The sequence below is a fragment of the Pseudomonas sp. A-B-19 genome (assembly GCF_019947515.1).
Classification (GTDB): Bacteria; Pseudomonadota; Gammaproteobacteria; order Pseudomonadales; family Pseudomonadaceae; genus Aquipseudomonas.
Window position 1 is genome coordinate 1 of sequence record NZ_JAGYGN010000015.1, and the last position, 12,610, is coordinate 12,610.

Below are 12,610 nucleotides of genomic sequence, written 5' to 3' on the forward strand. Positions count from 1 at the left end.
CGATAACGCGGAAAGCCTGAATAAACGCAGTCCGCTGTAGGAGCCGGCTTGCTGGCGATGGAGTCGAGTGCGCTGCGTTTATCCATGTTACCCGCGTTATCGTTCGCGACCATCGCTGGCAAGCCAGCTCCTACAGGGGACTGCGTTTATTCAGGCTTTCCGCGTTATCGTTGGCGACCATCGCCAGCAAGCCGGCTCCTACAGGGGACCGCGTTTATTCATGTTTGCCGCGTTATCGTTGACGACCTTCGCTCGCAGGCCAGCTCCCACAGGAGGCCATACCTAAACCGGTCCAAGCAAAAAAAAGGCAGGCGATTTGACGTCGCCTGCCTTTGCGCAGAACAGCCTGAACGATCAGTCCGCCAGCCAGCCGTTTTCCCAGTAACGCAGGTTATCGCCGCGCAGCACGTAGTCACGCAGCACGATCTCGCGCAACTCATCGCCCATGCGATAGCTGGCGTCCGGATCGGCCAGGTGCATGCGGATCGCTTGCAGCCACTCATCCGTGGAGTTGGTCTTGATCCGGGTGCACGGCAGGTAGCCGCGATAGGCCTCGGTGTCGGTGCAGATCACCGGGTAACCGCAAGCGCCATACTCCAGCAGGCGCAGGTTGCTCTTGCAGTCGTTGAAGATGTGGAACTCCAGCGGCGCCAATGCCAGATCCAGGTTCAGGCTGGCCAGCTTGGCCGGGTAGACGTCCAGCCCGATCACCCCATGAAACTCATGCATGTACGGGCGCAGATCGTCCGGGCACATGCCGAAGAACACCCAGTCGACTTCATTGGCCAGTTCGCGAACCACATCGGCGATCACCGCCAGGTCACCGTGGTGGCTGGTGCCGCCGCCCCAGCCGACCCGAGGTTTTTTCGAGGTGCGGCGCTGGCTGTGCAGGTCGGTCCACAAGTGCGAGGCCAACATGTTGGGCACCACGCGAATGTCCTGATGCATGTCTGACAGCGCGTTACCCAGCGGTTCAGTGGAGACCACCACGCGATCGCACATGCCGATGGCGCGCCGGACCAACGCCTCCATTTCATCCTTGCCCGGCATATTGCGGATATGCGCATTGCGGTGCGGAACGTTGATCACGAAGTCATCGAGCTCATAGATACGCCGCGCGCTGGAGTATTTTTGCAGGCTCGGGATTTCGTTGATCGGACCTTCGGAATAGCGCCCCTGCAGGATGATCACGTCAGGCGAATGGCGCTCGACTTCGATGATGGTCGGCAGGTTGTAATGAATGCGCCCGTGCGCCCTGCCGGCGGCTTCCAGTTCGATCAGCGGCTGAGTGACCCGGTAGTGGCCGATGGCAGATGCGTTAACCGGCAACGCGAGAATCTTCGGCAGCTGCGCCCTGGAAAACGGGCTCCAGCCGGATCGCAGGCCGGGCTCGAGACTGAAGCTCGCCCCACCCAAACCCTGCAGCGCCAGGTTGGTGTTGTAGGCCGGATCACGAGCCACGATCGGCAGCCAGCGCTTATAGAAAACTTCCTGCTCCTGCTCACTTCGAGCCTGATCACCTTCTTGTGCAACCACCGCCGGCTGCGCGCCCAACGCCAGTTGCGCGTGAGGCGTCCACACCACCAGATAACCTTCCTGGCCGACGCGCAAACACAGGTCCACTTCGTTGAGAGACTGCGCCAGGTCCTGCTCATCCAGGCCACCGACTGCATCAAAGACAGACTTGCGCACCATCAGGCAATCGCCGCCGACGGCACTGAAATTGTGAGCGACCTGCAAGCGGTACATATAGCCCGCTGCGTGCAGCGTCTCACCATGGAACGGCACCCCGGCCGGCCCTTGCAACCCGAGTATCAGGCCGGCATGCAGCACGCGGCCATCGGGGTTGAACAGCTTGGCGCCGACCACGCCGACTTCCGGACGTCGCGCATGATTGAGCAGCTCGCCCAGCCATTCGCCCTGGGTGATGATCGTGTAGGGATTGAGCATCAGGACGTATTCGCCACTAGCCTGCTGCACGGCGACATTGCGCACCGCCGCCGCATTACCCTGCAACTCGCAGCGCAGCACCCGGACCCGCTCACTGCCCAATTGCGCCATGCCGGCGAACCAGTCAAGCGCCTCGGCGCTCTCGCTGCCGTTATCCACCAACAGCAACTCGTATTCGCCGTAGACCGTTTTCTCCAGCAGACTCTCGACACAACGTTGCAATGCCAGGGTCTGGTCCTTGCTGACGATCACGATCGATACCAGCGGCCGATCAACATGCCGATAGTCGACCCGATTGAGCAACGCCGAACTGCCCTCACGAATGTCATGGGCGACACCCAGGCGCTGCAAGTGCGCCTCGAGCAACCGCGGATTGGTGTCCATCACTTGCGGCTGCGACAGCCATTTGGCCAGGTCGAACGCCGACTCCAGCAGCACCTCCGAAATGTGCCCGACCACGTGCGTGCCGCCTTGCTCGACCATGCGCCAGAGCACATCGTGCGGCGCCAGTTCGCCATACACCGAATCAAAACCGCCCAACGCCAGGAATTGCTCGCGCTCGAACGCCAGCGCTCGCCCCACGTAGGGATAGCTGCGCATCAGGTCCAGGTTGAAATCCGGCTTGAATGCAGGTTCGGCCGATTCCCCCTGATGCAGACCACCTTCGTCGCTGTACAGGCAGGTCAGCGTGCGCGACAACGCAATCCGCTCGGCCATGACCAGTAAGGCCGGCGCCACCAGACGATCACCGGCGCGCAATAGATAGAACCAGCCAACGCCTTCCAGTTGCGGCAACAGGGCGTTGATCTGCTGCTGCCAGTCGTCCTGCAACGGCAAGCGGAACACACGCTCGTCCAGCACAGCCTCTGTGCACGATGCCGACAGCACCAGCGTCAGTTCAGGGGCGTAATCCTGATCCGCCAGCGATTGCAGGGTGAGTTCCAGCGCCGAACGGCTGCCTTGCTCATCGATGATGACCGGAACGATTTTGGGCCGGGTTGGCCAAGCCTCCAACGTATCCGCCAGCAACTCGCGCTGACCGTCGGTGAGCGTGCGGCATGCCAGCCACTGGGCATACAGTTGCGCGAAACTGACACTGGCGATGCCGACATGCCAATCCTGGGTGGTCTGCTTGGTGCCCAGGGTCCTGCTCAGCGGCAACTCTTCCCAGACCCGCGGTGACTCGTCCACTTTCGTCAGTGGCACATAGCGCACCCAACCCTGGGCCGGCGCAGATTCGCCGCCACGCGCCTTGAGCATCTGCGACAGCCATTGCCGCTCGGTTTCGGCCGCGTCTTTCATCGACTGCTGGCCGCTCAGACGCTCGGGGTACAGGCGCTCGACGCCGAGCACATGATTGGACACCGCCAGATTGCCGCGCCGCATCAGGCAGACGTACAAGGCAAAATCGAGGGTCGCGACGAAGCAATGGCCGGGCTGCGTCAGTGCCGGGAACAGTTCGAGCACGTCAGCCCGACGGAACATCGCGTTGCTCAAGCCGCCGAGGATGTTGACCGGGAAGTTTTCGAAGATCGCCAGCAGGTCCTCGCCCTTGAACACTCCGCCCACCGGGGACAGCGGAGTGTTTTCCAGGCGCGACGGCAGCGGCATGTCGTCGGCGTCCCACAGCAGGCGCTGGGCCACCACCAGATTGACGTCGGCACAATCGATCAGCACCTGGGCCTGACGCTCGATGCTGGCCGAGAACAGTTGGTCGTCATCACACAGAAACTTGATGTACTCGCCTTGCGCCACTTCCAGGCAGGCTTGCAGGTTGCCCACCAGCCCCAAGGTGCGCGGGTTACGCACATAGCGCACGGTCGCTCCCTGCTCGACCACCGAAGCCACGATGTCTGCGATCTCGTGACCGCGACTGTCATCGCAAACGATGATCTCCAGGTTGCCGTAGCTCTGGTTCACAGCCGTGTGCAAGGCACGGCCGAAAAAGCGTGGATTGAAGGCGGGAATGACCAGGCTGACAAGCGGAAGTGAATTCACGGCGGGCTCACAGGCGGCGCGAGCCCGCCCTGAAAGGCGAGCCCTTCGTTACCGCAAAAAAGACGATAAATACTGAAGGGGCAAGGCCATCGGGCGCCTGCGCGCCCGACCACCGTCAGATCTTGTTGAACAGGCCCAACTGGGAAATCTTGCTGAACGCCAGCTGCGCCGCCTGCAACATGGTTTGCTGCAAGGTCAGGCGAGTCATGACTTCGGCCGGGTCCGAATCGCGAATCGACGACTGGCTCGCGCTGTTCGCCAGGGTCAGGCTCCCGTTGGTCGCGGTCTGGTTATCCAGTGCCTGACCGCGGGCACCGATCGTGGTGATGGCCGAGCCGATCTGGTTGGCCGCACTGTCGATGTTGCCCATTCCCGACTCCATGGTGCCCAGAAACTTCTGCTTGGCCACCGGGTCGCCATCGATTGGCGTGTTCAGCGCGGTGATCATCTGGCCGAGAGTGTCGAGCACGTTCTGGGTCTGATGGTTGTTGGACTCAATCGCGAACTGGTCGCCGGACGCCGGGGCGCCACCGCCCAGGGCAAAGGTCACGCCCGCTGCGGTGGCGTTGCCGCCCGCCACGGTGCCCGACGACACCGGTTTGCTGTCGGCTGTGATCGGCGCGGCATACAGGTCGAAATTGCTGGCGCTGGTGAACTTGAGGATCGCCCCGCCCGACGGGAAGGCGTTGGTGTAATCCGTCGGGTTGCTCACGCTGGAACCGGTGATGACCGCGGTCGACGCGTTACCGGCGCTGCGCGAGGTGTTGAAGGTGTCCGACGTGGAAGACAGATTGAAGCTGTGACCGGCGATCACCGCATCCGGGTTGGTATCACCGGTTTTGAGGTTGATGTTCAACTTCAGGTCGACGCCACGGAAACTGACCGTCTGGTTGGCGCCGTTGGAGTTACTGATCAGGCCGCTCTGACTGGCTTCGGCGGTCACGTCGTTGCCCAGCGAGTCGGTGATCTGCAACTGGGTGCTGCTGAGGAAACTGACGGTGTACGGCTGGCCGCCAGTGAATTTCGCGTTGTAGGTGGAACTTGTGCCGACCGTGCCGTTGGTCAGCACCACGCGACCGTCATCCACCGCCGGAGCGGTCATGGTGGTCTGGGTACGACTGGTGTTGATGGTCTGCTGGAACGCATCCCAACCAGTGGTGTTGGTCCCGACCGTCATGCCGTCGCCAATGCCGAGGTCGATGGTGGTCTGGTCACCGTTGTAGCTGTAGGTGCCGTCCGAGTTCTGCGAGTAAGGCGCGGTGTCGGTTTTCGAACCGGAGAACAGGTAGTTGCCGTTGGCATCCTTGGCGTTCATCAGGCCCAGCACTTGTTGCTGGATCTGGCCCAACTCTGACGCGTAGGCCTTGCGGTCCGCGTCGGTGGCAATGCCGTTGCTGGCGGCCAGGGCCAGTTCCTTGGCGCGCTGCAAAGCGGTACCGATGGAGTCGAGCGTCGTTTCCTGCAGGCTCAACGCATTCTTGGTGGTGCCGATGTTGGTACCGTACTGTTCAAGCATCGCGCTCTGCTGACCCAGCTCCAGCAAACGACCGGCACCGATCGGATCATCGGCGGCGGTGTTGATGCGGGTCAGGCTGCTGGCTTCGTTACTGGTCGCGATGGCCTTGTTGAAGTTGCGCTGGTAGTTCGCAGCGGTGATTTCGTAATACTGGGCGGTGGAAATGCGCATGAATTACGACTCCTTAAAGGCTGTTGATCAGCGTGGTGAAAATTTCCTGCGCAGCCTTGATGATCTGCGAAGACGCGGTGTAGTACTGCTGGTACTTGACCAGGTTGCCGGTTTCTTCATCCAGGTCGACCCCGGAGTTCGAATCCCGTGCACCTTTGGCGTTGGCCAGGATCGCCGTGGTGGCGTCGCTGTCGGACTTGCCCTGGGCTGCCTTGGCGCCGACGTTGGTCACCAGCTTGTTGTAGGCATCGGTCAGGCTGATGCCCTTGCTCGCTGTGCCGGTGTCTACGGTCTGCCTGGTTTGCAGGCCGACCAGCGCTTGGGCGTTGCGGTTGTCTGAAGACGCCGCCCCGGTCAGGTTGATGGTGAAGCTTTCGCCGCTGGCGGGCGTGGCGCCGACCGTGGTTTGCACGGTGAAGGTCTTCTGCACGGCCGGGGTGACGCTGGTGTCCATGACCGCAGCACCGCTGGCATCGACCATGCCCACTTTCAGGTTCAGGGTGTTGCTCTGGCCAGGAACGATGGTGCCGGTGCTGATCGAATTGCCCTTGGCATCGACCAGATTGTAGCTCTGGCTACCGCTGCTGGCCGCGCCGAACACCAGCTTGACCGGCGTCGCGTACTTGAGCGCGGTCTGCATTTCTGCCTGGGCCGCCGGGTTGTAGATATCGAGGGTGCTGGTCAGCGTCGGCTGGGTGTAGGTGCCGGCGTTGTTGGCACTGGTCACGCCGGTCAAGGGTGCTGCGGCCGCGATTTTTTTCGGGTCGGTGAGCACGGTCTGGATACTCGCCGCCGCGCCACGGGTCGGTGTCACCTTGAACGAATCCCCGGCGCTCAGTGCACCGCCGTTGAGGTTCAGGCTGAAGCCGTCGATCACCGGAGCCGGAGTGGTCGTGGTGCTGAACGCGCCCAGGTCGGTGCCGTCCGAGCGCTTGACGGTGTAGTTGGTGGCGCTGGTGAACGTCACCTGATAGTCGCTGGTGGTCAGCTTGCCGGTGTCCTTGATGGTGACATCCAGGTTGCCGGAACCGGCACTGTTGCCCGCCGCGGCAATGCTGCGCTGGCTGATCAGGGCGGCACTGTTGATGTTGTTGAAGATCGCCGCGCCGAAATCACCGTTCTTGTCGATGCCCTGCGCCTGCTGGCTGTTGATCTGGTCGGCAACCACCAGTGCCACCCGCCCCAGCTCATTGAGCGACGGGTCGAGCACTTCCTTGCGGTAAGTCAGCAGACCACCGATTTCGCCACCGCTGACCACCGAAGTCACATCGATGGTGCTGGAGCCACGGTTGAGCTGCAGCGCCATGCGCGATGGATCGCCCTGGCTCGGTACGGTTTGCAGCGTATTGGTGGTGTTGCCGACCACCAGTGGCTGACCGCTGCCGATGTAGATGTCGTAGCTGTTGCCGCGCTCGACCACCTGGGTACCGACCAGCTCGGACAGTTGGCGCACGGCTTCGTTGCGCGAGTCCAGCAGGTCGTTTGGCTGGTTGGTGCCGGTGGAGAGTTCGGAAATCTTCTGGTTGAGCGTGGCAATCGTGGTGGACAGCTTGTTCACCTGATCCGCCATGTCGCCCAGGCTGCCGTTCAGGTTAGTGTTCTGGTCGTTCAACTGCTTGGCAATCGAATTGAAGCGGGCGGACAGGGCCTGGGCACCGGTCAGCACCGACTGGCGGGACGTGTCGTCGGTGGCCGAGGTCGAAACGCCTTGCATCGACGTGAAGAACTTCTGCAGTACACCGGTCAGCCCGGTGTTGGTATCGGAAAGCGTGGCGTCCAGCGGCGTGGCCTGTGCGTTGTACGACGTAGCTTCACTGTCGAGCGAGGTGGCAGTGCGCAGTTGCGAATCGAGATAGGAGTTGTACACGCGGCGCACATCGGCCAGCGTCGTGCCGGTGCCGATGAACACATTGCCATACTGAATCGAGCCTTTGGTGCTCTGCACAGACTGCTGGCGCGAGTACCCGGCGGTGTCGACGTTGGCAATGTTGTTGCCGGTCGTCACCAACGAGTTATGGCCAGCACTGAGCCCCGACATCCCGATATTGAGCAAACTCATGATTCAGACCTTATAAATTCGTTGAAACGCCCGCCGCAGCGTAGTTCTGGTAACTCGTCATCTGCCTGGCTATCTGCGAAATCTTGCTTGCGTAGTCCGGGTCGGTTGCGTAACCGGCCTTCTGCAACTCGCGTACAAACTGTTCTGGGTTATCGGCCGACTTCACGACATCTTGATAGCGATTATTGGTCTGCAGCAAAGTCACAAGGTCATGGAAACTGTCCTTGTAGGAGTCGTAGGAACGGAACTCGGCCGTCTCCTTGACCATCTGCCCGTTTCTGAATTCGCTGGTGATCGCCCGCGCCGAATTGCCCTGCCAGCTGTTGCCGGCCTTGATGCCGAACAGGTTGTGGCTGCTGCTGCCATCCTGCTGACGCATGACCGACTTGCCCCAACCGGTTTCCAGGGCCGCCTGGGCCACCAGGTAACGTGGATCGACACCGATCCGGGCCGCCGCTTCCTTGGCCATCGGCAACATGGTATTGACGAACTGATCGGCGGAACCGAAGGCTTTCTTCGGTGGCGCCAGAGGAATCTGCGCCATGGCGCGACCGTAGATCTGCATGCCGCCAGTGGAGGATTGCTGCGCGTTGGCCAGCCAGTCGCCGTTGTACAACGGTCCCGCACCGGTAGTCGTTGCGCGCTCTGGCAATTGAGTTTTGATGGCCGTCGTAGCCGTGGTCGTCGCCGAAGGCACCAGCCCGGCCAACAGACGATCTGCCAGCTTCGGCGGCAATGCCAGGCGTCGCTGATTGATCAGTGCCATGTCATTGCGATGGGCACCCTCGCCCGCCTCCTGCGGCGTATGGACTGAACGTGAAGCCCACAACGGACGCTGGCCATTGACCCGCGACAGCGGACCATTGAGCGCGACCGTACCCGCCGCCACCGGCGTTTGCACGGCTGCTTTCGCGGCCTCTTGTTTGGCCAGCGACGCAGCGGCGGCTTCACCCGGTGCCAGCGGTTTGTTCTTCGACATCTGGCGCATCAGCACATCCGCCAGGCCGATACCACCGCCCTCCCGGGACATGGAAACCGCCAGTTGCTGGTCGTACATTTCCTGGTACTGCTTGGCCGCCGGCGTGTTCAGCGGGTTGTCCTGGCCCAATGCTTCAGTGGCCGAGCGCATCGACTTGAGCATCTCACCGAGGAACAGCGACTCAAACTCCTGCGCCACCTTGCGCAGGTTGCCGTCGCTGTTCTTGTCGCCGACCTTGAGCTGATTCAGACGATTGAGGTCCGAATAGGAGCCCGAATCGCTGCTGCTGACCAGACCGCTCTTGCGCATATCCACAATGGCCGTCCTCAGATCACGATCAGGTCGGCTTGCAGGGCGCCGGCCTGCTTCAGCGCTTCGAGGATAGCCATCAAGTCACCCGGTGCCGCGCCGACCTGATTCACCGCCCGCACGATCTCGTCGAGGGTGGTGCCGGGGCCGAACTTGAACATCGGCTTGGCTTCCTGCTGGGCGTTGACCTTCGAACGCGGCACCACCGCCGTGGTGCCATTGGACAGAGGGCCGGGCTGGCTGACGATCGGGTCTTCGGTGATGGTCACGGTCAGGCTGCCGTGGGTCACGGCGGCCGGGGATACCTTGACGTTCTGGCCAATCACGATGGTACCGGTACGGGAGTTGATGATGACTTTCGCCACCGCCTGGCCCGGATCGATTTCGAGGTTTTCCAGGATCGACAGATAGTCGACGCGCTGGCTCGGATCGAGCGGCGCAGTGACGCGAATCGAACCGCCGTCGATGGCCTGGGCCACGCCAGGGCCGAGCATGTCGTTGATCTTGTCGACGATGCGCTTGGCGGTGGTGAAGTCGGAACGGTTGAGGTTCAGCGTCAGGCTGTTGCCCTGGTTGAAACCGCTCGGCACCGCACGCTCCACCGACGCACCACCGGGGATGCGACCGGCCGACGGAACGTTGACGGTGATCTTCGAGCCGTCTCGCCCTTCCGCATCGAAACCGCCGACCACCAGGTTGCCCTGGGCCACCGCATAGACGTTGCCGTCGATACCCTTGAGCGGTGTCAGCAGCAACGTGCCGCCGCGCAAGCTCTTGGAGTTGCCGATGGACGCAACGGTGATGTCGACCTGCTGACCCGGCTTGGCGAACGCCGGCAAATCGGCACTGATCGACACCGCCGCGACGTTCTTCAACTGCACGTTGCCCGAACCCGGCGGCACCTTGATGCCGAACTGCGAGAGCATGTTGTTGAAGGTCTGCAGGGTGAACGGGGTTTGCGTCGTCTGGTCACCGGTGCCGTTAAGCCCGACCACCAGGCCATAGCCGATCAATTGGTTGGAACGCACGCCGGAAATGCTGGCGATGTCCTTCAGGCGCTCGGCCTGCGCGTTGAACGCGGCGGACAGCATCAAGGCGGCCACCATCAGGTGTTTAAGATTCAAACTGACCACCTAGAAAGGGAACAGCGGGCTGAGGAAGAAACGGTCGAACCAGCCTGGCTGACTCGCATCGGCAAACGAACCGGTGCCCGAGTAGGTGATGCGCGCATCGGCGACACGGGTCGACGACACAGTGTTGTCGGTGGAGATGTCATCGGCGCGCACCAGGCCGGCAATCCGCACCAGCTCATCGCCGGTGTTGAGGGTCATCCACTTCTCGCCGCGCACCGCGATGATGCCGTTGGGCAGCACATCGGCGACGGTCACGGTGATCGAGCCGGTCAGGGTGTTGCCTTGCGCCGCTTTGCTGTCGCCCTTGGTCGCGCGGTCGCCTTCATAGCTGGCGTCCAGACTCAGGTCACCACTGCCAAACGGATTGTTGGTGTTGGGGGTGGAGCCGAACAGCGAGGTCAGGCCGATGCTGGCCTTGCTGTTCTTGCCAATTTGCGAGTTGGCGTTTTTGCTGGCCTGGGTCCTTTCGTTCAGGGTGATGGTGATGATGTCACCGATCCGGAACGCCTTGCGGTCGCTGTAGAGGTTCTGTTCGAAACCGGCCTGATAGATCGAGCCGTTGTTCGCCGCCGCCGGCAATGGCGTGCGCGGCAACACCGGAGCGTAGTAAGGGTCATTGGGCTTGGGCGTCGCCGGCACGCAACCTGCGAGCGCGGTGATCCCACTCAGTGCCAGAACAGATACATAGCGATTCATGACCCTACCTCACGGTGTTGCAGGCAGCCTCAAGGCCGCCCCATAGACTTGATTACAGATTCTGCGTTACGAACGAGAGCATCTGGTCGGCGGTGGAGATCACCTTGGAGTTCATCTCGTAGGCGCGCTGGGTGGTGATCATGTTGACCATCTCCTCAACGGTGCTGACGTTGGACGTCTCCAGGGTGTTCTGCAGCGTGGAGCCGAAACCGTTCAGGCCCGGAGTGCCGACTTGCGGCGCGCCACTGGCGGCGGTTTCCAGGAACAGGTTGTTGCCTACCGCCTGCAGGCCGGCCGGGTTGATGAAGTCGGCGGTTTGCAGGTTACCGATCACCTGGGCGGCCGGGTTGCCGGCAACGGTGATGGACACAGTGCCGTCGCGACCGACCGTGAAGGTCTGCGCTTCGTTCGGAATGACGATGGCCGGCTCCAGGGCAAAGCCGCTGGCGTTGACGATCTGGCCGTTGGAGTCCAGGTGGAAGGTACCGTCACGGGTGTAGGACGTGGTGCCGTCCGGTTGCAGGATCTGGAAGAAGCCGCGACCGTCGATGGCCATGTCCAGTGGCTGCTCGGTGGTTTGCAGGCTGCCGGCGGTGAAGTTTTTCTGGGTGCCGACGATGCGTACACCGGTACCCAGTTGCAGCCCCGTCGGCAGTTCGCTGTCCTGGGTCGACTGGGCGCCTGGCTGGCGCTTGATCTGGTAGAGCAGGTCCTGGAACTCGGCGCGGTCACGTTTGAAACCCGTGGTCGACACGTTGGCCAGGTTGTTGGAAATGGTGGTCAGGTTGGTGTCCTGGGCGGAAAGACCTGTCTTGGCAACCCATAGAGCCGGAAGCATTCGATTCTCCTCGTGCGCCTGTTTTACGGCGCGACGTTCTGGTAATTAGCTGATCTGCAAGACCCGAGCCATGGCCTGGTCGTCGTCTTTGGCGGTGTTCATCATCTTGATGTGCAGCTCGAACTGCTTGGACAAGGCCAGAACCGAGGTCATCTCTTCCACGGCATTGACGTTGCTCGACTCGAGGAACCCGGACACCAGCTTGACGCCGGCATCGGCCTGCGCCGGCTTGCCGTCCTTGGTGTGGATCGAACCATCCAGGCCTTTGGTCATGTTCTTGAGGTCCGGGTTGACCAGCTTGATGCGGTCGACTTCAGCCATCACCCGGGGACCTTCGCCCATCGCGCGGATGCTGATGGTGCCGTCCTCACCGACTTCGATCTGCTGCTCCGGCGGCACGGCAATCGGCCCGCCATTGCCCATGACCGGCATGCCGTTGCCGGCGCGCAGCACGCCCAGGGCGTCAACGTTCAGGCTACCGGTGCGCACGTAGCTTTCAGCACCATCGGGAGTCTGTACGGCAATCCAGCCGTTGCCTTGCACGGCAACGTCGAGGTCGCGGCCGGTTTCCACCAGTGAGCCAGGGGAGAAATCGGTGGCTGGGCGTTCGGTCATGGCAAACGCACGCGCCGGAAAGCTGTCACCGAACACCGGCATCGAACGGGCCTGTTCCAGGTCTTTCTGGAAGCCGTTGGTGGAGATGTTCGCGAGGTTGTTGGCATGAGCCTTTTGCGCCAGTGCATTCTGGCTGGCGCCGGTCATTGCCACATAAAGGTACTTGTCCACAATTGTTCCTCTGCCTGCCGGACGTTTGCCGTCCACTGCTGTACTGCTGAGCCATAAGCAATTTGCAGACCAACTTGTTTTTGGCGGCGCCAGGCCCGGCAAACAAAGGACTTTGAGGATTCAGAGGGGATTGAGGGATTTGTATCAGAGACGAAAAACCGGCGGTGTCATGCCG

At 61.8% G+C, this 12,610-nt stretch carries 8 protein-coding genes; all 8 read right to left on the reverse strand.

Annotated features, from left to right (window positions below; translation table 11 throughout):
* Nucleotides 1–354 precede the first annotated feature (354 nt).
* On the reverse strand, nt 355–3,948 hold the full coding sequence (locus KGA81_RS17450; protein ID WP_223547423.1) for a glycosyltransferase: 3,594 nt from the start codon (nt 3,946–3,948) through the stop codon (nt 355–357).
* A gap of 115 nt (nt 3,949–4,063) precedes the next feature.
* Nucleotides 4,064–5,635 (reverse strand): flagellar hook-associated protein 3, encoded by a 1,572-nt coding sequence (locus tag KGA81_RS17455; protein ID WP_223547424.1) that lies wholly within the window; start codon nt 5,633–5,635, stop codon nt 4,064–4,066.
* Between the two features lie 13 nt (nt 5,636–5,648).
* Complete coding sequence (flgK, locus tag KGA81_RS17460; protein WP_223547425.1) at nt 5,649–7,694, reverse strand: flagellar hook-associated protein FlgK; 2,046 nt, start codon at nt 7,692–7,694, stop codon at nt 5,649–5,651.
* A gap of 10 nt (nt 7,695–7,704) precedes the next feature.
* Nucleotides 7,705–8,988, reverse strand: coding sequence for a flagellar assembly peptidoglycan hydrolase FlgJ (gene flgJ, locus KGA81_RS17465; RefSeq protein WP_223547426.1), 1,284 nt, complete (start codon nt 8,986–8,988; stop codon nt 7,705–7,707).
* Nucleotides 8,989–8,999: 11 nt separating this feature from the next.
* Complete coding sequence (locus KGA81_RS17470; RefSeq protein WP_223547519.1) at nt 9,000–10,088, reverse strand: flagellar basal body P-ring protein FlgI; 1,089 nt, start codon at nt 10,086–10,088, stop codon at nt 9,000–9,002.
* Nucleotides 10,089–10,115: 27 nt separating this feature from the next.
* A complete protein-coding gene (gene flgH, locus KGA81_RS17475; protein ID WP_223547427.1) occupies nt 10,116–10,811 on the reverse strand; it encodes a flagellar basal body L-ring protein FlgH in 696 nt (231 codons plus the stop codon).
* Between the two features lie 52 nt (nt 10,812–10,863).
* Nucleotides 10,864–11,649 carry a flagellar basal-body rod protein FlgG gene (flgG, locus tag KGA81_RS17480; RefSeq protein WP_223547428.1) on the reverse strand — a complete coding sequence of 262 codons (786 nt, stop codon included), beginning with the start codon at nt 11,647–11,649 and terminating at the stop codon, nt 10,864–10,866.
* 45 nt (nt 11,650–11,694) lie between these two features.
* Entirely contained in the window at nt 11,695–12,435 is a 741-nt protein-coding gene (locus tag KGA81_RS17485; RefSeq protein ID WP_010457018.1) for a flagellar basal body rod protein FlgF, read from the reverse strand.
* Between the last annotated feature and the right edge of the window lie 175 nt (nt 12,436–12,610).